Origin of the sequence: Faecalicatena contorta, assembly GCF_003149105.1 — a bacterium.
Taxonomy (GTDB): Bacteria; Bacillota; Clostridia; order Lachnospirales; family Lachnospiraceae; genus Muricomes; species Muricomes contortus_C.
Genome location: NZ_QGDS01000001.1, coordinates 540,991 through 565,244, shown reverse-complemented (window position 1 = coordinate 565,244; position 24,254 = coordinate 540,991). Strand labels below are relative to the sequence as shown.

Genomic DNA, 24,254 nt, shown 5'->3' with positions numbered 1-24,254 from the left:
TTTTAAAAAATGATATACTATACCGTGACATCCTGTTATTAGACCCTAAAAGATATAGCGAGGAAACATCCATGTCACTAAGGAAACAATCATGCTGCTAAGTTCGAAAGAGCACACCATTGGTGAACTTTCACACTAAGTTCGAAAAGACCTCACCAAGTGTTCAATGTTTCACTAAGTAGTATAAGTAAGTCGGCAGGATGTACTTTTCGGCTAAGGCCTGAAAAGACCAAGCCTAAGATGCATAAGAAGAAAGGAAGAAAGACGTGGCAGAATTAACCCCCATGATGCAGCAATATATGGATACGAAATCTCAGTATCCGGACTGTATTTTATTTTATAGATTAGGCGACTTTTATGAAATGTTTTTTGAGGATGCGGTGACAGCCTCAAGAGAACTGGAAATTACACTGACAGGTAAGAGCTGCGGGCTTGAGGAGCGTGCCCCTATGTGCGGTGTCCCTTACCATGCGGTGGATAATTATTTAAACAAATTAGTGTCAAAAGGATATAAAGTTGCTATCTGTGAGCAGATGGAAGACCCAAAACAGACAAAAGGACTGGTGAAGCGGGACGTGGTACGTATTGTCACCCCGGGAACCAATCTGGCAGCACAGGCTTTGGATGAGACCAAGAACAATTATCTGATGTGTATTGTTTACATAGCAGACAGGTATGGGCTGTCTATTGCAGACGTAACTACCGGAGATTATTTTGTGACTGAATTGCCGGACAGTGCAAAACTGATAGATGAGCTTTATAAATTTATGCCGTCTGAGATTATTTGTAATGAATCCTTTTATATGAGCGGCATGGATTTGGATGATTTGAGGAACAGGCTGGGTATTGCTGTTTATTCACTGGATTCCTGGTATTTTGATGATGCAATCTGCAGGAAAAAATTGTTGGAGCATTTTCATGTTTCTTCCTTTGCCGGTCTGGGGCTGGGAGATTATGACTGCGGAATTATCAGCGCAGGTGCACTACTGCAGTATCTGTTAGAAACTCAGAAAAATAATCTTTCTCATCTGACCCACATTACCCCTTATGTCACAGGAAAATATATGATGCTGGACAGCTCCACCCGGAGAAACCTGGAGCTTACAGAAACTTTGAGGGAGAAGCAGAAGAGAGGTTCTCTGCTTTGGGTGTTGGATAAAACCAAAACTGCAATGGGAGCAAGAACTCTGCGAAAATATGTGGAGCAGCCTCTGATAGAAAAGGCAGAAATTCAAAAACGCCTGGATGCCGTGGAAGAGTTAAAGAATGAGGCAATCAGCCGGGAAGAAATCCGGGAATACATGGCTCCAATCTATGATATGGAACGTCTGATTACAAGAATTACCTATGGCTCGGCAAACCCGAGAGATTTGACAGCCTTCCGAAGTTCTCTTGAAATGCTTCCGCCAATCCATTATATTCTGGAAGAGATGAAATCGCCTCTGCTGGCTGGAATCCGTGAGGATATGGACACGCTGGAGGAGCTGTGTACCCTGATTAAAGAGGCAATCATAGACGATCCGCCTCTTGCCATGAAAGAAGGCGGAATTATCAGGGATGGGTATAATGAAGAAGCCGATGCCCTGCGCCATGCAAAATCAGACGGAAAGGACTGGCTGGCTAAATTAGAGGAAGAGGAACGGGAAAAGACAGGAATCAAGAACCTTAAGATAAAATATAACAAAGTATTTGGCTATTACCTGGAAGTCACCAACTCATACAAAAACATGGTTCCGGACTACTACTCCAGAAAACAGACGCTGGCAAATGCAGAGCGTTATATTACACCGGAATTAAAAGAGCTGGAGGATACAATTTTAGGTGCTGAGGATAAGCTGTATGCACTGGAGTACGAATTATACAGTGCAGTAAGAAATCGGATAGCCGGGGAAGTGGAGCGCATTCAAAAGACAGCCAAGGCCGTGGCTGAACTGGATGTATTTACATCTCTTGCTCTGGTGGCGGAACGCAGCAATTATGTCCGGCCAAACATCAATGAAAAGGGTATTATCCATATCAAAGACGGGCGCCATCCGGTAGTGGAGAGAATGATTCCCAATGATATGTTTATTTCAAACGATACATATTTAGATGATAAGAAGCAGCGGATTTCCATTATCACAGGACCGAATATGGCAGGAAAGTCTACTTATATGAGACAGGCTGCCCTGATTGTCCTGATGGCACAGCTTGGCTCTTTTGTCCCCGCATCCAGCGCCGATATCGGACTTGTGGACAGGATTTTTACCAGAGTCGGGGCATCAGATGACCTGGCATCTGGGCAGAGTACCTTTATGGTGGAAATGACAGAGGTTGCTAATATCCTGCGCAATGCTACAAGCCGAAGTCTTCTGATCCTGGATGAAATAGGCCGGGGAACCAGTACCTTTGACGGCCTCTCCATTGCCTGGGCAGTGGTGGAGTATATCTCAGACTCCCATCTGCTTGGAGCCAAAACCCTATTTGCAACCCACTATCATGAATTGACCGAACTGGAAGGCAAGATAGAAAACGTAAACAATTATTGCATCGCGGTCAAAGAAAAAGGGGAGGACATTGTATTCTTACGCAAGATAGTTAAGGGCGGTGCAGATAAGAGTTACGGAATCCAGGTGGCAAAGCTGGCCGGAGTTCCCGATACTGTAATTGACCGGGCAAAAGAGATTGTGGAAGAATTAAGTAACGAGGATATTACAACAAGAGTCAGTGAGATTGCCGCCAGAGAACATGAGACAAGAAGACGGGCAAAAACTAAAAAATATGATGAAGTTGACATTGCACAGATGTCACTGTTTGATACAGTCAAAGATGATGATGTTCTGGAAGAACTGAAAAATATCGATGTTGGGAACCTGACGCCCATTGATGCATTGAATATAGTATACAGACTACAGAACAAACTGAAAAACCGCTGGTAAAGAGGAGAGAGAAAAAAGGGGACAGTCCCTTTTGCTCTCCGTATTCAGAATATTCTGACTTATTGGCTCAAAAGGGTCAGACCCTAATGAAAAGGGACAGACCCCAATGAAAAGGGACAGACCCTTTTGATAAAGTTGCGCAAGCAGAGGAGAAAGTTATGCCGCATATTCAAGTGTTGGATCAGATTACAATTGATAAAATTGCAGCCGGAGAGGTTATTGAACGTCCGGCTTCTATTGTGAAGGAGCTGGCAGAAAATGCAATTGATGCAGGGGCTACTGCGGTAGTAGTGGAAATCCAGGATGGGGGAATTTCTTTCATCCGTATTACAGACAACGGAGATGGCATTTCAAGGCCGGATGTCCCCAATGCATTTCTCAGGCACTCTACCAGTAAAATCCGCAGTGTGGAGGATTTGCCGAACATTGCATCACTGGGATTCAGAGGGGAGGCTCTTTCCAGTATTGCCGCTGTTACAAAGACAGAGATGATTACAAAAACAAGGGAAGAGACTTTTGGGACCCGCTATGTCATAGAGGGAGGAATAGAACAGTTATTGGAAGATACAGGTGCTCCTGATGGAACCACCTTTCTCATCCGTCAGCTTTTCTATAATGTTCCTGCCAGGAGAAAATTTTTGAAAACACCAACAACAGAAGCAGGACACATACAGGACCTTTTGATGCGTCTGGCCCTTTCCCATCCTGAGATTTCATTCCAGTTTATTAATAACGGACAGGAGAAGTTAAGAACAGCGGGAAATGGAAAATTAAAAGATGTTATTTACAGTATTTATGGAAGAGAAGCTGCAGCAAATTTGATTGCTATGGATTATGAGAAGGACGGCCTTAGAATGACCGGGTATTTGGGACGGCCTGCTGTCAGCAGGGGAAACCGCAATTTTGAGAACTTTTTTGTAAATGGAAGGTATGTAAAAAGTGCTATGCTTTCTAAAGCAATCGAGGATGCTTACCGGGATTTTGTGATGCAGCATAAATTTCCATTTCTTGTATTACATTTCCATATAAGTGGAGAAGATATAGATGTGAATGTCCATCCAACCAAGATGGAGTTGCGCTTTCAAAACCAGCAGCAGGTTTACAGCACTGTATATGAAGGTGTGCATAGAACGCTGTTGGAGCCGGAGCTTATCCCAGTAGTGGAGGTTCCCGATCCCCCGAAACCAAAGGAAGAGACACCGGGCAGTCCTTTCCTTTTGAAGCCAAGGACAAAAGCAGCGGAGAGCACCCCACAGCCGGAAGAGAAAAAACTGGAAGAGGAAAAAACGGAAGAGAAAAAAGATGAAGAGTATTTCCTCAAAAAAATGAGGGAGAGGGTTTTATCCTATCATAACCGGGGTTCCTCTGCTGAAGTATCGGATACCGGGCAGGTATACCGGGCGGATGTGCAGAGGGAGAAAATTCAGAAGGCAGCGGAAAGCAGGCGTGCGGAGGAGAGCTCTCGGGCAGAAAAACCTGTAAGTACAGGGAAAGTCCTCCGGGAAACGGGAAATTATGACTTTGGGAATGCACAGACAAAGCAGATGGACTTCTTTGAGGAAAAGCTGCTGAAAAGGCCTGTGAAGGCAGATTACAAGCTTATTGGCCAGGTGTTTGATACGTACTGGCTTGTGGAATTTCATGACAGCCTCTACATCATTGACCAACACGCTGCCCATGAAAGGGTTTTATATGAAAGAACGCTAAGAGAGATGAAGGACCGGGAATTTACTTCTCAATATTTAAGCCCTCCTGTCATTTTAAGTCTGTCCATGCAGGAAGCGGAGCTTTTAAAGGAGCATATGGAACGGTTTCAGAAAATTGGTTTTGAGATAGAGCCTTTTGGCGGCGATGAATACGCAGTCCGTGCAGTACCGGATAATCTTTTCAGCATCGCAAAAAAGGAGCTGCTAATGGAAATGCTGGACGGGCTGGCTGACGGATTAACAACTTCCATGACTTCGGAGCTGATTGATGAAAAGGTGGCTTCCATGTCTTGTAAGGCTGCCGTTAAGGGCAACAACAGGCTTTCTGCCAAAGAGGTGGATACCTTGATTGGAGAGCTGCTTGTATTGGAAAACCCTTATCACTGTCCTCATGGCAGACCCACCATTATCTCCATGACAAAACGGGAATTGGAAAAAAAGTTTAAGAGGATTGTATAAATGAAAAAGCCATTGATTATTTTAACAGGGCCTACTGCTGCCGGAAAGACGCAGGCCTCTATCGGCCTTGCAAAGCTGGTGGGGGGCGAGATTATTTCTGCTGATTCCATGCAGATTTACAAGCACATGGACATTGGCTCTGACAAAATCGGTCCTGAGCAGATGGAAGGGGTTTGTCATCATCTCGTAGATGTTCTGGAGCCTGAGGAAGAATTTCATGTAGTACGCTTTCAGAAAATGGCAAAAGAGGCGATGCAGGGAATTTATGAAAGAGGGCGGATTCCCATTATTGTGGGAGGCACTGGGTTTTATATCCAGGCACTTCTTTATGATATTGATTTTACACACAATGAAAGTGATACGGAATACAGGGAAACTTTGGAGAGACTTGCACAGGAGAAAGGTGCGGCGTATCTTCATGAAATGTTGAAAGCGGTGGATATAAAATCAGCAGAAGCTATCCACGAAAATAACAGCAAACGTGTCATACGGGCATTGGAATTTTACAAACAGACAGGGAAAAAGATATCAGAGCATAACGAGCAGGAGAGCCAGAAGGAATCTCCTTACTGTTTTGCGTATTTTGTGCTGTGTGACGAAAGGGCCAATCTTTATGAGAAAATTGACCGCCGTGTGGACCAGATGATAGAAGAGGGACTTGTGGAAGAAGTACGCTGGCTGAAGAAACATGGCTGTACCCGGGATATGGTTTCGATGCAGGGCCTTGGATACAAAGAAATACTTGCATATTTAGACGGGGAAATCAGCCTGGAGGAAGCCGTCTATACGATAAAGCGGGATACCCGCCATTTTGCAAAGCGTCAGATTACATGGTTTAAGCGGGAGCGGGATGTCATTTGGCTGAATAAAAAGGAATTTGATTATGACGGGGCCAGACTGCTGAAAAAGATGCAGGAGGAACTGGAAAAGAGAGAAATACGTCACTGTTCACAGGCGGCCTGTAAACAGTAATACCGTTTGCCCATTAAATTCGCCTTCGGCGAGGGTCAGGCTCACGGGTCGTTTTACGTTGTTGGGCCTGACCTGTCAGCGTAGTGATAAGTCAGGAGTGAACGGTAATGAAATACTTCCATGAGGAGGAGAAAATGAGTTTTGAAATGAATCAGATGTATGAAAAATTAGGAATCGGAAAAGAAGTCTGCCTGTTCGGACAGAAAATAGAAGAGGAACTTACTCCCCGTTTTCGGGAATTTGAGAAAATTGCGGAATTTAACCAGCTAAAGGTGCTTCACGCCATGCAAGAAAACCGTGTCAGCGAAGCTTGTTTCCAATATGCCAGCGGCTATGGCTATAATGACCAGGGGCGGGATACCCTGGAGGCTGTCTATTCCAGTACCTTCCACACGGAAGCTGCTTTAGTGCGTCCCCAGATTACCTGCGGAACCCATGCTCTTGCCCTTGCACTGGCTGCAAACTTACGTCCCGGTGATGAGCTGATGTCTCCTGTAGGAAAACCTTATGATACACTGGAAGAGGTTATTGGCATCCGGGAATCCAAGGGATCTCTGGCCGAGTATGGCATTACATATCGGCAGGTGGAGCTTTTAGAGGACGGAGATTTTGATTATCCTGCTATCCGCAAGGCAATACATGACAGGACAAAGCTTGTCACAATTCAGCGTTCTAAAGGATACCAGACCCGTCCCAGCTACTCCGTGGGGAAAATAGGGGAACTGATTTCTTTTATCAAAGGGATAAAACCAGATATCATCTGCATGGTAGATAACTGTTACGGTGAATTTGTGGAAACAGCGGAGCCAAGTGATGTAGGTGCAGACCTGGTTGTAGGTTCATTGATTAAGAATCCGGGGGGCGGCCTGGCTCCCATTGGAGGTTATATCGCAGGGCGGGAGGACCTAATAGAAAACTGTGCCTACAGGCTGACGTCCCCCGGACTGGGGAAAGAAGTAGGAGCTTCGCTGGGAGTGATGCAGTCCTTTTACCAAGGTTTTTTTCTGTCTCCCACAGTTGTATGCAGTGCAGTAAAGGGCGCTGTATTTGCTGCTAATATTTATGAAAGATTAGGCTTTGGCGTGATTCCAAACGGTAAAGAAAGCCGCCACGATATTATCCAGGCTGTGGAGCTGGGAACTCCTGAGGGAGTGGTTGCATTTTGCAGGGGAATCCAGTCTGCCGCTCCGGTGGACAGTTATGTAAGCCCGGAACCCTGGGCTATGCCAGGTTATGACAGCGACGTTATTATGGCGGCGGGGGCTTTTGTGCAGGGGTCTTCTATTGAGCTGAGTGCAGATGGTCCCATAAAGCCGCCTTATGCCGTATATTTTCAGGGAGGGCTGACCTGGCCCCATGCCAAGCTGGGAATTCTGAAATCATTACAGAGCCTGATAGATGCCGGGGTTATTTCTCTGGAAGCAATAATCCGGCATTAGTCTGGGGAAATTTTACGAAGTGTTCGAATCGAGGAGGTGTGAAAATGAATAAAATTGCTGTAATCGGAGGCGGTGCATCCGGTTTGATGGCAGCTGTTGCGGCTGCACAGGAAGGAGTACAGGTGTGTATTTTTGAGCACAAGGACCGGGTTGGCAAAAAGCTTCTTTCTACCGGAAACGGAAGATGTAACTTTACAAATATGAATCAGGAACCAATTTTCTACCATTCCGAAAACACACTCTTTCCATGGGGGATTATTAAAAAGTTTGGTGTCCAGCAAACCGTTGCATTTTTTCTGAAGCTGGGGATATATTCCAAAAACAGAAATGGCTACTTGTATCCTCAGTCCGACCAGGCATCTGCTGTTTTGGATGTACTTCGCATGGAAGTAAAAAGACTTGGAATCCAGGTTAAAACAGATGCCAAATGTAAGGCTATCCGCTCCTCAGAGGGTGGGTTTGTGATTGATACAGAAGCAGGAGAGTTCTCCGCTGAAAAGGTTATCCTTGCGGCAGGTTCCAAGGCAGCTCCGGTTTCCGGCTCAGATGGCTCCGGCTATTTGCTGGCGCAAAAGCTGGGACACCGGATGATACCAGTCCTTCCCTCTCTTGTTCAGCTCAAATGTAAGGAAAACTTTTATAAAGGAATAGCAGGCATCCGGGTGGAAGGGCGTGTATCTCTTTACGTGGATGGGAAATGCCAGGCAAAAGATCAGGGTGAAATACAGCTTACAAACTATGGGATATCGGGAATTCCCGTATTTCAGATAAGCCGGTATGCAGCCATCGGGTTGTATGAGAATAGACAGGTCACTGCAGTCCTAAATTTTATGCCTGATTTTACAGAAGAACAGTTCCTTGCTTTCCTCAAAAACCGTGTAGAAACACGTCCCCGGAAAACAACAGAGGAGTTTTTGACAGGGCTGTTTCATAAAAAATTGTCTGATTTATGGGTTAAACTGGCTCATTTTGAAAGAACCAAAGTTATGGAAGACTATTCGGACGAAGAAATAGAGCGGCTGGCTCATCTTATACAGAACTTCTCCACTGAGATTACCGGAACCAATTCCTTTGAGCAGGCACAGGTGTGCAGGGGAGGAATCGATACAAAAGAAGTCTGCCCCGATACACTGGAGTCCCTTTTGGTCCCCGGACTTTATTTTGCAGGAGAGATTTTGGATGTGGACGGCATCTGCGGGGGTTATAACCTGCAGTGGGCATGGTCCAGCGGCTACACAGCCGGGAAGGAGGCTGCCGGTGCTTAGAATCAGTCAATTGATTTTATATCCCGGGCATAGCAATGAGGAACTCCGGGACAAGATTTGTAAATATCTGCATATAGACCCGGCTGATTTGCTGGATTATGAGATTCAAAAACAGTCCATCGATGCCCGGAAAAAGCCGGTTCTCTTTTTTTCTTACACTATAGATGTAAAAGTCAGACAGGAGAGTCAGGTACTTAGAAAACTAAAAGGGAAGGCACAGAAAGTTAATAATGTTTCCTATCAGCTTCCGGCACCAGGCAATACTGCTTTGCTGCACCGTCCGGTGATTGCGGGCAGTGGTCCGGCAGGTTTGTTTTGTGCCTACTTACTTGCAAAATCTGGGTACTGTCCGATAATTATGGAACGGGGCGGCCCTGTAGAAGAGCGTATCTTAGATGTGGAGAAGTTTTGGGAAGAGGGAAATTTGAACCTCTCTTCTAATGTGCAGTTCGGAGAAGGAGGAGCCGGAACCTTTTCAGACGGTAAATTAAATACACTTGTAAAAGATGCAAAGGGGCGGAACCGTTTTGTGTTGCAGACTTTTGTAGAACACGGTGCACCTCCAAGTATTTTATATGAGCAGAAGCCTCATATCGGGACGGATATCCTGATTGATGTGGTTCGCAATATGCGGCGGAGTATTCAGAATATGGGGGGGACATTTTGTTTTCATAGCCAGGTGACGGATATAGAGCTGGAAAATACCATGTCAGGAGGGAGCAGAAGTCTTGGGCGGGTTATTATCAATGACAGGGAAAAGATAGACACGGACTTATGTGTGTTTGCAATAGGCCACAGTGCAAGGGATACATTCCAAATGCTTTATGACAGAGAAATCCCCATAGAGTCAAAATCTTTTGCGGTGGGAGTCAGAATTGAGCATCCCCAGTCCATGATTACGCAGAACCAGTATGGCCAGAGGGAGTCATACGACGGGCTTCCTGTTGCATCCTATAAACTGACTGCCCGGTTAGAGAATGGACGGGGTGCGTATACGTTCTGCATGTGTCCGGGCGGATATGTGGTGAATGCCTCCTCCGAGGAAGAGAGACTTGCAGTTAATGGAATGAGTTATCATCAAAGAGACGGCGTGAATGCCAACAGTGCAGTCATTGTCACAGTGACGCCAAAAGATTACAAGGGCACGCATCCCCTTGCAGGAGTTGAGTTCCAGCGTATGCTGGAGGAGCAGGCATATGCAGAAGGGGGCGGAAAAGTACCGGTACAGTGCTTTGCGGATTTTCAGGAAAACCGGCCTACAAAGACGCTGAGAAATGTAATGCCTCAGATAAAAGGAGCATATGCCCTGGCAAATGTAAGGAATATTTTCCCCAAAGAGCTGGGAGATTCCCTGGAGGAGGCCATTCATTTGATGGAGCATAAGATTCATGGCTTTGCCAGAGAGGATGCTCTTTTGTCCGGGGTGGAAAGCCGTACCTCTTCCCCAGTAAGAATCATTAGAAATGAAGAATTTGAAAGTGAGGCATCCGGCATATATCCATGCGGAGAAGGTGCAGGGTATGCAGGCGGAATTACCTCAGCTGCCATGGATGGAATGAAAACCGCGGAAGCTATCATAAAAAAATATACTCCGTCATCTTACACAGTTTCATAGTATATATATGAGAGCAAGCTTTCTCCGGCATACATCATTGAAAATTTACAAGGCTGAACTGTTCATAAAAAATTAAGAATGCAGGACCTGTACATGAAATTTAATTTATGCTAAAATTAGCCGTGAGGGTTTGAGCCGCTGAGCGGATTAAGCCGTCGTGACATTTGCAGTTGGATATAATCCATATGAACAAAAATGCTACAATGAAAGAGATGTTGGAAGAAGAACGCCCTTATGAGAAATGTGCGAGATTCGGAGCGAGTAATTTAACGAATATTGAATTACTGGCTGTTTTGTTGCGTACAGGGACCAGGGGTGAGAATTCCCTGCAATTGGCCGAAAAACTTTTGCACCCGGTTTTCTCCCAGGAAGGCATTCTCAATATTCACAAATGGACTTTGGAGCAGCTGCTTCAGATTAAAGGAATCGGAATGGTCAAGGCGGTTCAGATTTTATGTTTATCGGAATTGTCAAAGAGACTTTCCAAAGCTTCTGCATATCAGGGGTTAAGTTTTACAACGCCTGCTTCCATTGCCAAATATTATATGGAAGATATGCGGCACAGCAGCCAGGAATCTATGAAGCTTTTGCTTCTCAATACAAAAACACGTTTAATTGGGGAAACTGATATTTCAAAGGGAACCATCAATTCTACGGTTATTTCACCTCGTGAGCTGTTTGTGGAAGCATTACAGAAGAATGCGGTATCCATTATACTGCTTCATAATCACCCAAGCGGTGATCCGGCTCCCAGCAGAGAGGATATTCTCATTACGAAGAGAATCCGCGATGCAGGGCAGTTAATCGGTGTGGAACTGTTGGACCACATCATTATTGGGAATAACTGTTATATCAGTATGCGGGAAAAGGGACTTATATAGGAGAAAATTCAGGTATGGCCAGAAATGTATACGGACTTGATTTAGGAACGTATGAGATAAAATTATATGACAAGAAAAAAGACCAGGTATGGAAGGCAAAAAATGTAATTGCAATGCAGGACAAAAAGTACATTTTTTCCATAGGCGACGAGGCTTATTCAATGTTTGAGAAGACACCGGTCAACATACAGGTTGTCTTTCCCATGCAGAACGGGGTAATTGCACATTTTGATGATATGCAGTATCTGCTGCAGAACCTGCTGAAAATGAAAAAACAGGTTTCCCGGGGGGCCGAATATGTAATTGCCGTTCCCACAGATGTGACAGAAGTGGAAAAGCGGGCATTTTATGATTTGGTATTTCATTCTACAGCGAAAGCAAAATCAGTCCGTATTGTAGAGCGGGGGATTGCAGATGCAGTAGGGATGGGAGTCGACATCTGGAATGAAAAAGGAATCTTCGTGGCCAATTTTGGGGGAGAGACCACTGAGTTGTCCGTGCTGGCATCAGGAGGGATGGTTTTAAACCGGCTTATAAAAATCGGAGGAGTCCATTTTGATACTGCAGTTGCAAACAGGGTCCGCCATAGCCGGGACTTTTTAATAGGCCGGGTTACGGCGGAGACACTTAGAAAGACATTTGGTGTATTTGAGCAGGATGCTGACACTTCCTTGAGTGTTGCGGGAAGGAATCTGATTACAGGTGTGCCTCAGCAGGACAGTATCCCCATTGGTATTGTGAGGGCAGCTATGAAGGAGCCTTTGGCAGAGTGTGTCCGTGCCATCAAATCTATGATAGACAGAACTCCTCCGGATGTACGCAGAGGGATTGAGCAAAGCGGAATCTTTTTAACAGGCGGGCTGGCGAATTTGAAGGGTCTGTCTACATATCTCGAAGAGAGCACCGGACTCAAGGTGACAACTGCACAGACGCCTGAACTTTGTGCAGTGACGGGATTGAAAAAGATTATATTAAATAAAGATTATAGGAAGCTGACATATTCTATGTTAGACGAAGATTACAGGTGGCTGAGATAATATGAAAAAGAAAAATCAAACCTCATCATCAAATAAATACTGGCTGGCAGGGCTTTCCCTGTTCTGCATTCTGCTGATGGTTCTGTCCGCGTTTTCTGATAAGGCAGCAGGTCCGTTTAAAGGCGTTGCAGGCGTGACTGTGATTCCTATGCAGAAGGGTATCAACCAGATTGGAATCTGGCTGGGAGATATCAGTGATAATTTTGATACACTTCAGGATATGAAAAAGGAAAATGACCGTCTCCAGAAGAAAGTAGATGAGCTTATAACAGAGAATAATAATTTGCAGGAAGAAAAATATGAATTGGAAAGACTGCAGGATTTATATAAATTGGACCAGAACTATGCAGACTATGAGAAGACAGGTGCTCATGTTATTGGAAAAGATTCCGGCAACTGGTTTAGTACCTTTACGATTGACAAGGGAAGCAAAGACGGCATAAAGGTGGATATGAATGTGATGGCTGGAAGCGGTCTGGTAGGAATTGTCACGAAAACAGGCCCTACATGGTCTACGGTACGCTCTATCATTGATGATTCCAGTAATGTCAGCGGTATGGTTCTGTCTACCTCTGATAAGTGTATGGTAAGGGGAGATTTGACTCTGATTAATGATGGGAAAATCCATTTTGAGCAGATGGAGAACAATGAGAATAAAGTTCAGGTAGGAGACCAGATTGTAACTTCTCATATCAGTGACAAATACTTACAGGGAATTTTGCTTGGTTATATTAGTGAGATTACTGTGGATTCTAATAACCTTACCCGTTCCGGTTATATTACTCCGGTGGTGGATTTTAAAAATCTTCAGGAGGTCCTTATCATTACGACTACCAAAGCGGACTTAACCGGTAAAGATTAGGGAGGAAATAGCAGATGAAAATGATGAAGGCTAAAAGAATTGTTGTGACAGCAGTTATTCTCATTGTATGTTATCTTTTGCAGTGTACCTTGTTTCCCCACCTGGCTTTAGCTTCTATTAAACCTAATCTTATGCTTATTATTACCGCAGCCTTTGGTTTTATGAGGAGCTCAAAAGAAGGAATGTTTGTGGGTTTTTTCTCCGGACTGCTGATGGATATACAGTTTGGAAATATTTTAGGGTTTTATGCCCTGATTTATTTGCTCATAGGCTTTATCAACGGGCTGTTCCAGCAGGTATATTATGATGAAGATATTAAACTGCCTCTGGCATTGATTGCAGCAAGTGAATTTCTCTATGGCCTGGTGATTTATCTTTTGATGTTTATGCTGCGCAGTGAGTTCCACTTTATATATTATCTCAGTCATAATATTATACCTGAGCTCATATATACTATTGTAGTTGCCCTGGGAATATACCCGTTGATTTTATATTTTAACCGTAAATTGGAAGCAGAAGAAAAAAGGAGTGCAAGTAAATTTGTTTGAGCGTATAAAAGATGCCATTTACCGAATTGTAAAATCGCGGCTGTTTGTTTTAATTCTGGCATTCTGCATCTTATTTGCAGTATTGATTAACCGCGTATTTTATTTGCAGATTGTGAAGGGACAGGATTATCTGGACAACTACAAGCTTCAGATTAGGAAGACCCGCGAAATAGCCGGAACCAGAGGCAATATTTATGACAGAAACGGAAAATTGCTGGCTTACAACGAGCTGGCGTATTCTGTAACTATAGAGGATAATATTGTAGCTAACACGAGAAAAGAAAAGAATGAGATTTTGAACGGAATTTTGGACAAGGTGATTGCCATAGTGGAAGCCAATGGGGATTCGGTCATCAGTGATTTCGGTATTGTACTGGATTCCGCCGGGAATTATGAGTTCTCCCAGACAAATAAGACATTGAGGCTGCGTTTTATTGCGGATGTGTACGGATTTAAAACAATCGATGAGCTTGATAAAAGCCAACAAAATGCATCGGCAGAGGACATCATCAATTATTTATGTACAGATGATGCATACGGTTATGGCCTGGACGTAAAAAAACTAGACAAGAATTACATTCTAAAAATGGTAAACTTACGTTATGCGGTTAATTTGAACAGTTTCCAGAAATACATCCCCACTACCCTGGCAAAGGATGTCAGCGATGAGACTGTGGCTGCAATTATGGAGAATTTGGACAAGCTGGACGGAGTAGATATTGCAGAGGATTCTATGAGGCGTTATGCGGACAGCAAATATTTTGCCTCTATTATTGGTTACACTGGGAAGATATCTCAGGAAGAATATGATGCCTTGGACAAAGACCAGAAAAAGACATATTCAAAAACTGATATCATCGGAAAGTCAGGTCTTGAGAAGACGATGGATGAGGTATTACAGGGGACAAAAGGGGAAACAGAGCTTTATGTGGATAGTGTTGGAAAGGTAACCGATACGGTCAGCAACAAGGAGCCTGAGGCTGGAAATGACGTTTATCTGACCATTGATAAAGAACTGCAGGAGCAGACGTATCAGTTGATTGAGGAAAAACTGGCAAGTATTGTTCTGAGCAAGCTTAGAAATGTGATGAATTATGATCCAAGCACAACTTCCGATTCTAAGGAGATTATTATTCCAGTGGATGATGCCTACAATGCGTTTATTGGAAATGAAATTATAGATGAGACACACTTCGGAGCAGATAGTGCCAAACCGGTGGAAAAGCAGGTATATGCCATTTTCCAGAATAATAAAGTTCAGGAGGTCCAGAGTATCATCAATGAGATGAAGAACAGCGGTGCTGCGGCTTACCGGGATTTACCCGATGATATGAAGGCTTATATGGATTATATCTCTATCAATGTTCTCCAGACAGATACGGGGATTCTGATGAAAAATGAGATAAATGCCAGTGACGATATCTATAAGCAATGGACAACGGACGAGACAATCAGCCTGAACCAGTACTTGAATTATGCAATTTCACAGAACTGGATAGACACTTCCAAACTGTCGGATTACGTGTCTGCAGAGAAATATTCGGATTCAGCAGAAATTTATCAGGGGATTTTATCATTTTTGGAAGATTATTTGAATTCAGATGTGAATTTCGACAAACTTCTCTACAAATATCTTATAAAATCAGGTAGTATCAGTGGCGGACAGATTTGCGCCATGGTATATGAGCAGGGTGTCCTGCCCATGGATGAGGAGACATATAATGGGCTGGTCAGCGGAGGTTTAGATTCTTATACATGGCTGTACCAGAAGATTCAGAATCTGGAGATCACACCCGGGCAGCTTGCATTAGAACCTTGTACAGGCTCTGCGGTAGTCAGTGATCCGGATACAGGGGAGGTGCTGGCATGTGTGTCTTATCCCGGATATGATAATAACCGGCTGGCCAACACAATGGACTCCCAATATTATAATCAGCTTGTAACCGGGCTTTCCCGCCCGTTTTACAATAACGCCACACAGGAGCGTACTGCACCAGGTTCTACCTACAAGATGCTGTCTTCTGTGGCAGGACTTACAGAGGGTATTATTGGAGGAGAGACTTACCTCACTTGTACCGGTGAATTTGATAAGGTGACTCCAAGTCCCAGGTGCTGGATTTATCCTGGTTACCATGGTTCTCTGAATGTGGTAGGTGCACTGGAGGTTTCATGCAACAATTTCTTTTATGAAGTGGGGTATGACCTGGGGATGGATTCAGAAGGAAATTATGACAGTGATAAAGGAGTGGAAGCATTGGCAAAGTATGCCGAGGAATTTGGCCTTGGTGAAAAGTCAGGCCTGGAAATTCCGGAGTCAGAACCCCAGATTTCCGATGAATATTCTGTACTTTCTGCAATTGGACAAGGTACAAATAATTATACGGTCAGCCAGCTCAACAGATATGTTGCGACAGTGGCAAATAAAGGAACAGTTTACAACCTGACCTTACTGGGGAAAACTACAGATGTAAACGGGAAGATTATTAAGCAGTATGAGCCGGTTGTTGCCCGCGAGATTACAGATGTGAGCAGCAACACATGGAACCTGGTACATCAGGGTATGGAGGCTGTGATTGGCTATAATTCAACCATCTTTTCCGGCCTGGAGATTTCCATGGCAGGAAAAACAGGTACAGCACAGCAGAGTGCTTTACATCCCGACCATGGTCTGTTTGTAGGATTTGCTCCGGCTGAATCACCGGAGATTGCGATTGCAGTGCGTATCGCAAATGGTTACAGTTCATCCTATGCTGCGGAAATAGGTAGAGATATTGTTAAGGCAAACTTTAAGCTTGCCGATAAGAACGAGTTAATCACTGGTTCTGCCGCAGAACTCGGAACTGCCATTACAGGGGACTGACCGATAGTGATTGGCGAGGTATTTTCGAGCCTAGCACGCAGGTCGTTCTTTGAGATTAGCGAGGCATTTCACGAGCTTAGCGAAAAGAACTTCATTGTTTCGCGGAAAAGCTTCATTTACATTACGCAAAAAGGATGTGGAAGATAACATGGACAAGCTGGTAACAATTAAAAGCTGCAAATACGGGATTGAGGTTCACCTAGATCCGGAGGTCCCATTTGATGTTCTGCTGGAAAGTGTAGCGTCTAAATTCAGAGATTCTGCAAAGTTCTTTGAGGGAGCTAAAATGGCAGTCACGTTTTTGGGCAGGCAGCTATCGAATGAACAGGAAAAGGAAATCCTGGAATTGATTTCTGAAATTACAGAGATTGATATTGTCTGCATTATTGACCGGGATGAAACCAATGAAATGATATACAAAAGTATTGTAGAGAATGCGCTCACCAATATTCAAAAAAAGGAAGGGCAGTTCTACAGGGGTACTTTAAGAAAAAGACAGGTGCTGGAATCCGACTCAAGCATCATCATACTTGGTGATGTGGAGCTGGGTGCTAAAGTAATTGCCAAAGGAAATGTTGTCATTGTTGGTTCTTTGTATGGCTCGGTCCATGCAGGAGCGGCGGGAAACAGAGATGCGTTTGTCACTGCTCTGTCCATGCAGCCTAAGCAACTTCGAATTGGCGATATTGAAGCAAAACGTCAGGTTATCTATCAGGAAAGCTCCGGTATCAAAGGCCCTAAGATAGCAGTAGTTGACGGACGCCGGATTTATGTGGATCCGCTCGTGGACTAAATATCTTTTTTACACAGCGCCGGCCTTTGGGGCTGCACTATGGAATATCTGGAATATGACAGAAATAAGAAGTTGTAGGAGGAAGAAAACATGGGAGAAGTCATTGTTATTACATCAGGAAAAGGCGGGGTCGGAAAGACGACTACGACGGCGAATATAGGAATCGGTTTATCACAGCTTGGAAAGAAAGTCATTGTCATAGACACGGATTTGGGACTTAGGAATCTGGATGTGGTTATGGGGCTGGAAAACAGGATTGTCTATAATCTGGTTGATGTAATAGAAGGAAGCTGCAGGCTGAAGCAGGCTTTGATCAGGGACAAGCGTTTCCCAGAATTATATCTGCTTCCGTCTGCCCAGACAAAGGACAAGACTGCGGTTTCACCAGAGCAAATGCGCAAACTGATTGCAGATTTGAAAGGTGAATTTGATTACATACTTCTGGACTGTCCCGCCGGTATTGAGCAAGGGTTTGAAAATGCCATAGCGGGGGCTGACAGGGCAATTATTGTTACTACACCGGAGGTATCAGCTATCCGGGATGCAGACCGTATCATTGGTCTTTTGGAAGTACATGGAATTAAAAAGAACGATTTGATTGTCAACCGTCTTCGAATAGATATGGTAAAGCGGGGAGATATGATGTCCGTGGAAGATGTAACAGAGATTTTAGCAGTTCACCTGCTGGGTGTGATTCCCGATGATGAGCATGTTGTTATTGCAACAAATCAGGGTGAACCAATTGTAAATGCAGATTGTATATCTGGACATGCTTATTCCAACATCTGCAAGCGTATCCTGGGAGAAGAAATTCCCATTATGGATTTTGGCAAAACGGAAGGAATTCTTGCAAAATTTTCCAGCCTGTTTAAAAGAAATTAGGAGGGAAATATTATGAGTGTACCATCTGTTCACGTTGCAAAAGAGAGACTGAAAACTCTGCTGTTGGCAGACAGAATGCAGTGCACACCCGAAACGGCGGAAAAATTTTCTTCAGATATCTACCATACGATATCAAAGTATATGGAGATTAAACCCGATGACTTTCACATTCAGATAACACGTACAGATATACATATTAAGATTACAGGAGAGGACTATTGAAACTTCATTTTCTGAATATTAGGCAAAGATATCATTTAAAAGATTATAAATTCGGCCTGGTTGCACTTGTGACTGCGATTTCTATTATTGGAATTTTTGTAGTGGGAAGTGCACAGGCCTCTGTGCAGGGAAAACAGATTGCAGGTGTTGTGTTTGGAGCCATCGCCATGCTTGTGATTTCCATGATCGATTACAAGTGGGTACTGAACTGGTATTGGCCTCTGTACGGAATTAATATTGTCTTGTTGCTGGCAGTTCTGTTTTTTGGTGAAAATATTAATGGAGCTACCAGATGGCTTGATCTTGGCTTTGTCCAGTTTCAGCCTTCTGATTTGACGAAGCTTATCACAATCCTGTTTTTTGCAAAATTTCTAATGGAGCGGGAACAGGAAGTGAACAATAAAAAAACGATTATACAGGCGGCTGCACTTATTTTGCCTTCACTGATTCTGATTTACAAGCAGCCGAACCTTTCTAATACAATTTGTCTGGCAGCATTGTTTTGTATCATGTTATATTTGGGCGGACTAAGCTATAAGTTTATAGGAACGGTGCTTGCGATTGTAATTCCTGTATCGGCACTGTTTTTGGCAGTGGTGGTCCAGCCAAACCAGCCTTTTTTGAAGGGGTATCAGCAAAAACGTATCCTGGCCTGGCTGGAACCTGAAAAGTATGCAACGGATGAGGCATACCAGCAGATTAATTCTGTGATGGCAATTGGCTCCGGAATGCTGACAGGAAAAGGCTATAACAATAATACAACAACCTCCGTAAAAAACGGAAATTTCATTTCAGAGCCTCAAACAGACTTTATTTTTGCAATTATTGGTGAAGAATTAGGATTTGTGGGTTGTTGTGTTGTTATAATTTTGCTATTATTAATAGTAATAGAGTGTATTTTAATTGGGGTTAAAGCTAAAGACACCGGAGGAAAGCTCATCTGCGGAGGAGTGGCCGCACTGATAGGAGTACAGACTTTTATCAATATCAGTGTGGCAACACAGATTTTTCCAAATACAGGGATTTCACTCCCCTTTGTAAGTTCCGGACTGACTTCCATTGTGTGCTTCTATATGGGGATTGGTTTTGTGCTGAATGTCGGCTTGCAGCCTAATAAATATCAGTAGAGGAGAATAGCATATATGAACATAGGACTAGTAGCACATGATGCAAAAAAGAAACTGATGCAGAATTTCTGTATTGCTTATAGGGGGATTCTCAGTAAGCATCATCTATTTGCCACAGAGACTACCGGAATTCTGGTAGAGAGCGTAACAAATTTAAGCATTCACAAATATCTTGCGGGACATTTGGGGGGACAGCAGCAGATTGGCTCCCAGATTGAGCACAATAACATGGATTTGTTGATATTTTTCCGTGACCCCCTGACTCCGCGTTCCCATGAACCGGATGTCAATGATATTGTAAAGCTGTGTGACATTTACAATATTCCCATGGCAACCAATATTGCAACAGCGGAAGCCTTGATTTTAGCACTGGATAGAGGAGATCTTGACTGGCGTGAAATGTATAAGTAAAAGAATCACTGCTGCCGCATGTGCGGCGCTGCTGCTGGGAGGGTGCGCTGCTCCGTCCTCTGCGGCAGCTCAATATGAGCAGCAGAATTATGATAAATCCCTATATAAAGGTAAAATGTTTGCAGCAGACTTATGTGTGACAGATACAGATGTGCCTTTGAATGGGTATGTAACCGATGACAGTCTTCATGCTGCGGGGCTCTTTGATTTGAAAAATGAGAAAGTTCTGTTTGCAGACAGGATACACGAAAAGCTGTTCCCGGCAAGCACAACAAAAATCATGACGGCGTATCTTGTATTAAAATATGGCAATTTGGATGATATGGTGACGGTGAGTCCGAATGCGACTCAGTTTTCCTACGATGAGCAGGTATGCGGCCTGGAGACGGGAGATACACTGAAACTTTATGATTTGCTCTGCGGTCTTGTTATTTATTCAGGTAATGACAGTGCAGTGGCAATTGCAGAGCATCTGGCCGGAAGTGTGGAAGCATTTGCCGGTATGATGAATGAAGCGGCAACTTCTCTGGGTGCGACAAATACTCATTTTGTCAATCCCCATGGACTGCATGATGATGAGCATTATACAACCGCATATGACTTATATCTGATGTTCAATGCATGTGCAAAGGACCAGCGCTTTATGGATATCATATCTATGAAATCCTACACGGGAACAATTACATCGGCGGACGGAACTGTCCGGACCAGGGAATGGTACCCTACAAACTATTATTCACAAGGTTTGGCAGATGCGCCCTCTGATGTAAATGTATTCGGCGGTAAAACCGGAACAACGGATGAAGCCGGTTCCTGTGTTATTTTATATAGCCAGGACCTGCAAAATAATCCTTACATATCTATTGTGATGGGTGCTGAGGATAAAGTGACCCTGTACAGCGATATGACTGCTATGCTGGGGGCTGGAATTTCCAGCACACCTGCAGGATAAAAAGGAGATATAAGCTTCTCCAGATAAATGAAAGGCGTAATATCCTGCCAAGAAGCGGCAGGACATTACGCCCCTCATTTTGTTAAGCGTCTTTTGTCCGCAAATTTACTCTGACATACTGTTAATTCTTCCAAACAGGCTGATTAGATAGAGGCCGCAAAGGCCGACAAGCGTATAAATAATTCTGGAAAGCCAGCTTAAATTTCCAAAGAGAAAGGCTACTAAATCGAATCGAAAAATGCCAACCAGAAGCCAGTTGACCGCTCCAATAATTATAATTGTCAGAGCAGTGTTATCAAACCACTTCATATTATTTCCTCCTTTTCAATATCAATGCTTTTATTATTGCCACAAAAACTGGAAATATACATTTAAAAATGTTATACTGTTAAAGTTATAAATGAAACATCCATGTCACTAAGGCATGAAAATAAGGAGGCGGATAGTTTGTCATCCAAAAGAAATAATTCTATTAGTATAAAAAAGTATAAAACAAAGCGTGAAATGAATATAGGTATTTTCATTTTTGCCATTGTATTCATTTATCTTATCGTAACAATTATTATGTATGCCACAACGAAAAAAGTATCGGTATATGAGGTTCGTGAAGGCAGCATTCTTAAAGATAATTCTTATAACGGGCTTGTTATCAGAGAAGAGACCGTAGTAAATGCAGAAGAGTCAGGATATATCAATTATTATCAAAATGAGAGCAGTAAAATAAAATCCGGCGCCAATGTATATGCAGTCTCCTCGCAGAAGTTATCCTATGATAATGAATCAGAGGAGAATCCGGTTGATTTAAGTACAGAAGAACAAAATGCACTGGTAGTTAAAACACAGAATTTTAATGAGAATTTTAATCCACAGAAGTTTTCATCCGTGTATTCTTTAAAAAATGAAATAACAAATACTTTTTTGCTTGCATCTAACCAGACTAAAACTGCCCAGATGGAAGCGGTAATTGCAAAGACCGGCGGGGATGTACAAGTCTATAAAACCCCCGTAGATGGCATTTTTGCATTAAGTCTTGATGGATATGAAGCCCTGACAGCAGAATCTTTCCAAAAAAAAGATTTTGATAAAGGGAAATACAAAAAATCCAGTATGGAAGATAATATGAGTATCAAAAAAGGTGAACCGGCTTACAAACTTGTGACAAATGAGAATTGGTCTGTTCTGCTGGAATTGGACGAGGATATGGCAAAGCAGTTATCTGACCTGAGCTATGTGAAAACCCGGATTGATAAAGACAGTGAATCAATATGGGCTGATTTTTCTATTTTAAAAAGAGGCGGGGAATATTACGGGAAGCTGGATTATGAGAACTCTATGGTCCGTTACGCAGATGAAAGATTTTTGAATGTGGAATTGATTTTGGAAGATGAGAGAGGCTTGAAGATTCCAAAGAGCAGTGTGACAGAAAAAGAATTTTACGAGGTGCCCCGGGAATATATGACTTCCGGTGGCAACAGTTCATCTTCGGGAGTTATGGTGCGGGGAAAAGGTGGTACGGCTGCATTTTCTTCTGTAAATATTTATAAGTTAACAGAGGACAACAAGGTATATTTAAGTCCCTCCCAGTTGAAAAAGGGTACAGTGCTTGTGAAGCCGGAGTCTTCTGAAACATTAACATTATCTGAGACAAAGACTTTGAAAGGTGTTTATAATATTAACAAAGGATATGCTGTGTTCAGGCAGGTTACGATTCTTGCCGAAAGCGATGAATACTATATTGTGCAGGAAGGGGAACCTTACGGCTTGTATAATTATGACCATATTGTGCAGGAAGGCGGTTCTGTCAAGGAAGATGAGGTTGTCTTCTGATCAGGGTACTTAGGCTTGATAAGAGATAAGACCAAGCTAAGGTGCATAAGCAACGAAACATCCATGTCACTAAGGCGTGAAAGGACCCCGCCTAAGTCGACAGGATGTACTTTGCAACTAAGGCTTGATAAGACCAAGCCTAAGGTGCATAAGCAAGGAAGGAGTAGAAGCGATGTTAAAAGAGCAGTTGGAAGAGGTGGAACAGAAGATACAATCTGCCTGTGAAAGGGCTGGCAGAAAGAGGGAAGAGGTGACGCTGATTGCAGTCAGTAAGACAAATCCCGTACCTGTTCTCGAAGAAGCCTATGGTCTTGGGGTCAGGGTCTTCGGAGAAAACAAAGTACAGGAGTTTACTGGTAAATATGAGGCACTTCCCAAAGATATCTGCTGGCACCTGATTGGACATCTCCAGACGAATAAAGTAAAGTATATCATTGATAAAGCTGCGTTAATTCATTCTGTAGACTCTTTAAAGCTGGCGGAGACGATTGAAAGGGAAGCTGCAAAGAAGAATTGCGTGGCGAAAATACTGGTGGAAGTGAATGTGGCGGAAGAGGAGAGTAAGTTTGGTCTTAAAGTTGATGAAGTCATTCCGTTTATTGAAAAGATATCTGTATTTGAGCATATTAAAGTGTGCGGTCTCATGACAATTGCTCCTTTTGTTGAAAATCCCGAAGATAATCGCCCGGTTTTCTCGAATTTACAGAAATTATCTGTTGACATTAAGGAGAAAAACATTGATAATATTAATGTGAGCATACTTTCAATGGGGATGACCAATGATTACGAGGTTGCAATTGAAGAAGGAGCAACAATGGTTCGTGTAGGGACAGGAATCTTTGGTGCCAGGAATTATGCCGTTTAAGGGGTAAGGCTCTGGAACAGAAAGGTGCTTTCAAAATATATTTATGCATCAGGAGAGCATAAGATAGGAGTGTAAACATGGGTGTGTTTGATAAATTTTTGGACATCATGAAATTGAACGACGACGAATACGATGACGACGATTTCTATGATGATGAATTTGATAACGACGAATTTGATGAAAAACCGCGTCGTTCTCTCTTTGGGAAGAAGAGTAGCAGAGAGGAATACGACGATTTTGATATTCAAGAAGAGAGAAAGCTTGCACCGGCAGGCAATAAGGTAACACCGATGCGCCAGCCCGCATCCAGAAGAAATGCCGGTATGGAAGTCTGTGTAGTGAAGCCTGCATCTGTAGACGATTCAAGGGAGATTACGGAAACACTGCTGGCAGGACGTACAGTCATTTTGAATTTGGAAGGTATGGATTTAGAGATAGCTCAGCGCATCATTGATTTTATTTCTGGTGCTACATTTGCAATTAACGGCAATCTTCAGAAGATATCCAACTACATCTTCCTTGTGACCCCGACGAACGTGGATATCTCCGGTGATTTGCAGGATTTGCTGGGAGGATCCATGGAAACAGCTAATGTAAGAGGCAGATATTAAGT

General features: G+C 43.3%; 21 protein-coding genes. 20 read left to right on the top strand and 1 reads right to left on the bottom strand.

Features of this window, described 5'->3' with window-relative positions; translation table 11 throughout:
* Window positions 1-266: 266 nt before the first annotated feature.
* The 17 genes from mutS (at window position 267) to A8805_RS02610 (ending at window position 20,949) form a co-directional block, all read left to right on the top strand.
* Window positions 267-2,918: a DNA mismatch repair protein MutS gene (gene mutS / locus A8805_RS02690; protein ID WP_330405701.1), complete on the top strand. Its 2,652-nt coding sequence runs from the start codon at window positions 267-269 to the stop codon at window positions 2,916-2,918.
* 158 nt (window positions 2,919-3,076) lie between these two features.
* Complete coding sequence (gene mutL, locus A8805_RS02685; protein ID WP_109708650.1) at window positions 3,077-5,083, top strand: DNA mismatch repair endonuclease MutL; 2,007 nt, start codon at window positions 3,077-3,079, stop codon at window positions 5,081-5,083.
* Complete coding sequence (gene miaA, locus A8805_RS02680) at window positions 5,084-6,055, top strand: tRNA (adenosine(37)-N6)-dimethylallyltransferase MiaA (RefSeq protein ID WP_109708649.1); 972 nt, start codon at window positions 5,084-5,086, stop codon at window positions 6,053-6,055.
* A gap of 134 nt (window positions 6,056-6,189) precedes the next feature.
* Window positions 6,190-7,494 (top strand): aminotransferase class I/II-fold pyridoxal phosphate-dependent enzyme, encoded by a 1,305-nt coding sequence (locus tag A8805_RS02675; RefSeq protein WP_109708806.1) that lies wholly within the window; start codon window positions 6,190-6,192, stop codon window positions 7,492-7,494.
* Window positions 7,495-7,538: 44 nt separating this feature from the next.
* Window positions 7,539-8,759: an NAD(P)/FAD-dependent oxidoreductase gene (locus tag A8805_RS02670; protein ID WP_109708648.1), complete on the top strand. Its 1,221-nt coding sequence runs from the start codon at window positions 7,539-7,541 to the stop codon at window positions 8,757-8,759.
* Complete coding sequence (locus A8805_RS02665) at window positions 8,752-10,374, top strand: NAD(P)/FAD-dependent oxidoreductase (RefSeq protein ID WP_109708647.1); 1,623 nt, start codon at window positions 8,752-8,754, stop codon at window positions 10,372-10,374. The genes A8805_RS02670 and A8805_RS02665 overlap by 8 nt, the downstream gene beginning before the upstream one ends.
* A 185-nt stretch (window positions 10,375-10,559) precedes the next feature.
* On the top strand, window positions 10,560-11,255 hold the full coding sequence (gene radC / locus A8805_RS02660) for a RadC family protein (protein ID WP_109708646.1): 696 nt from the start codon (window positions 10,560-10,562) through the stop codon (window positions 11,253-11,255).
* 14 nt (window positions 11,256-11,269) lie between these two features.
* Window positions 11,270-12,292, top strand: coding sequence for a rod shape-determining protein (locus tag A8805_RS02655; RefSeq protein ID WP_109708645.1), 1,023 nt, complete (start codon window positions 11,270-11,272; stop codon window positions 12,290-12,292).
* 1 nt (window position 12,293) lies between these two features.
* Window positions 12,294-13,154: a rod shape-determining protein MreC gene (mreC, locus tag A8805_RS02650; RefSeq protein ID WP_109708644.1), complete on the top strand. Its 861-nt coding sequence runs from the start codon at window positions 12,294-12,296 to the stop codon at window positions 13,152-13,154.
* Between the two features lie 14 nt (window positions 13,155-13,168).
* Entirely contained in the window at window positions 13,169-13,702 is a 534-nt protein-coding gene (mreD, locus tag A8805_RS02645) for a rod shape-determining protein MreD (protein WP_109708643.1), read from the top strand.
* On the top strand, window positions 13,695-16,562 hold the full coding sequence (locus tag A8805_RS02640) for a penicillin-binding transpeptidase domain-containing protein (protein ID WP_109708642.1): 2,868 nt from the start codon (window positions 13,695-13,697) through the stop codon (window positions 16,560-16,562). Before mreD ends, A8805_RS02640 begins: the two co-directional genes overlap by 8 nt.
* A 148-nt stretch (window positions 16,563-16,710) precedes the next feature.
* Window positions 16,711-17,355 (top strand): septum site-determining protein MinC, encoded by a 645-nt coding sequence (gene minC / locus A8805_RS02635; protein WP_109708805.1) that lies wholly within the window; start codon window positions 16,711-16,713, stop codon window positions 17,353-17,355.
* A 90-nt stretch (window positions 17,356-17,445) separates the two neighbouring features.
* Window positions 17,446-18,237: a septum site-determining protein MinD gene (minD, locus tag A8805_RS02630; RefSeq protein ID WP_109708641.1), complete on the top strand. Its 792-nt coding sequence runs from the start codon at window positions 17,446-17,448 to the stop codon at window positions 18,235-18,237.
* Window positions 18,238-18,249: 12 nt separating this feature from the next.
* Window positions 18,250-18,459 (top strand): cell division topological specificity factor MinE, encoded by a 210-nt coding sequence (locus tag A8805_RS02625; protein ID WP_109708640.1) that lies wholly within the window; start codon window positions 18,250-18,252, stop codon window positions 18,457-18,459.
* A complete protein-coding gene (locus A8805_RS02620; protein WP_330405698.1) occupies window positions 18,456-19,586 on the top strand; it encodes an FtsW/RodA/SpoVE family cell cycle protein in 1,131 nt (376 codons plus the stop codon). Before A8805_RS02625 ends, A8805_RS02620 begins: the two co-directional genes overlap by 4 nt.
* Window positions 19,587-19,601: 15 nt before the next feature.
* Window positions 19,602-19,997, top strand: coding sequence for a methylglyoxal synthase (locus tag A8805_RS02615; protein WP_109708639.1), 396 nt, complete (start codon window positions 19,602-19,604; stop codon window positions 19,995-19,997).
* A complete protein-coding gene (locus A8805_RS02610; RefSeq protein ID WP_330405697.1) occupies window positions 19,981-20,949 on the top strand; it encodes a D-alanyl-D-alanine carboxypeptidase family protein in 969 nt (322 codons plus the stop codon). The genes A8805_RS02615 and A8805_RS02610 overlap by 17 nt, the downstream gene beginning before the upstream one ends.
* 105 nt (window positions 20,950-21,054) lie before the next feature.
* On the opposite strand, the gene A8805_RS02605 is transcribed toward A8805_RS02610, so the two are convergent.
* Window positions 21,055-21,258: a DUF378 domain-containing protein gene (locus A8805_RS02605; RefSeq protein WP_109708638.1), complete on the bottom strand. Its 204-nt coding sequence runs from the start codon at window positions 21,256-21,258 to the stop codon at window positions 21,055-21,057.
* A gap of 138 nt (window positions 21,259-21,396) precedes the next feature.
* Between A8805_RS02605 and A8805_RS02600 the strand changes: the two genes are divergently transcribed.
* The 3 genes from A8805_RS02600 (at window position 21,397) to A8805_RS02590 (ending at window position 24,252) form a co-directional block, all read left to right on the top strand.
* A complete protein-coding gene (locus A8805_RS02600) occupies window positions 21,397-22,776 on the top strand; it encodes an HlyD family efflux transporter periplasmic adaptor subunit (protein ID WP_181392715.1) in 1,380 nt (459 codons plus the stop codon).
* Window positions 22,777-22,948: 172 nt separating this feature from the next.
* The gene (locus A8805_RS02595; protein ID WP_109708636.1) at window positions 22,949-23,641 is read left to right on the top strand and encodes a YggS family pyridoxal phosphate-dependent enzyme; all 693 of its coding nucleotides are present in this window, start codon (window positions 22,949-22,951) and stop codon (window positions 23,639-23,641) included.
* A 77-nt stretch (window positions 23,642-23,718) separates the two neighbouring features.
* On the top strand, window positions 23,719-24,252 hold the full coding sequence (locus A8805_RS02590) for a cell division protein SepF (protein WP_109708635.1): 534 nt from the start codon (window positions 23,719-23,721) through the stop codon (window positions 24,250-24,252).
* Window positions 24,253-24,254 lie beyond the last annotated feature (2 nt).

Excerpts from the sequence above, each read along its gene's own strand:
- A8805_RS02605 (WP_109708638.1), bottom strand. The coding sequence starts at position 21,258 with ATGAAGTGGTTTGATAACACTGCTCTGACAATTATAATTATTGGAGCG.
- A8805_RS02675 (WP_109708806.1), top strand. The coding sequence starts at position 6,190 with ATGAGTTTTGAAATGAATCAGATGTATGAAAAATTAGGAATCGGAAAA.
- A8805_RS02670 (WP_109708648.1), top strand. The coding sequence starts at position 7,539 with ATGAATAAAATTGCTGTAATCGGAGGCGGTGCATCCGGTTTGATGGCA.
- A8805_RS02615 (WP_109708639.1), top strand. The coding sequence starts at position 19,602 with ATGAACATAGGACTAGTAGCACATGATGCAAAAAAGAAACTGATGCAG.
- minC (WP_109708805.1), top strand. The coding sequence starts at position 16,711 with ATGGACAAGCTGGTAACAATTAAAAGCTGCAAATACGGGATTGAGGTT.
- minD (WP_109708641.1), top strand. The coding sequence starts at position 17,446 with ATGGGAGAAGTCATTGTTATTACATCAGGAAAAGGCGGGGTCGGAAAG.
- miaA (WP_109708649.1), top strand. The coding sequence starts at position 5,084 with ATGAAAAAGCCATTGATTATTTTAACAGGGCCTACTGCTGCCGGAAAG.
- A8805_RS02625 (WP_109708640.1), top strand. The coding sequence starts at position 18,250 with ATGAGTGTACCATCTGTTCACGTTGCAAAAGAGAGACTGAAAACTCTG.
- A8805_RS02590 (WP_109708635.1), top strand. The coding sequence starts at position 23,719 with ATGGGTGTGTTTGATAAATTTTTGGACATCATGAAATTGAACGACGAC.
- mreC (WP_109708644.1), top strand. The coding sequence starts at position 12,294 with ATGAAAAAGAAAAATCAAACCTCATCATCAAATAAATACTGGCTGGCA.
- mreD (WP_109708643.1), top strand. The coding sequence starts at position 13,169 with ATGAAAATGATGAAGGCTAAAAGAATTGTTGTGACAGCAGTTATTCTC.
- A8805_RS02595 (WP_109708636.1), top strand. The coding sequence starts at position 22,949 with ATGTTAAAAGAGCAGTTGGAAGAGGTGGAACAGAAGATACAATCTGCC.
- mutL (WP_109708650.1), top strand. The coding sequence starts at position 3,077 with ATGCCGCATATTCAAGTGTTGGATCAGATTACAATTGATAAAATTGCA.
- radC (WP_109708646.1), top strand. The coding sequence starts at position 10,560 with ATGAACAAAAATGCTACAATGAAAGAGATGTTGGAAGAAGAACGCCCT.
- A8805_RS02655 (WP_109708645.1), top strand. The coding sequence starts at position 11,270 with ATGGCCAGAAATGTATACGGACTTGATTTAGGAACGTATGAGATAAAA.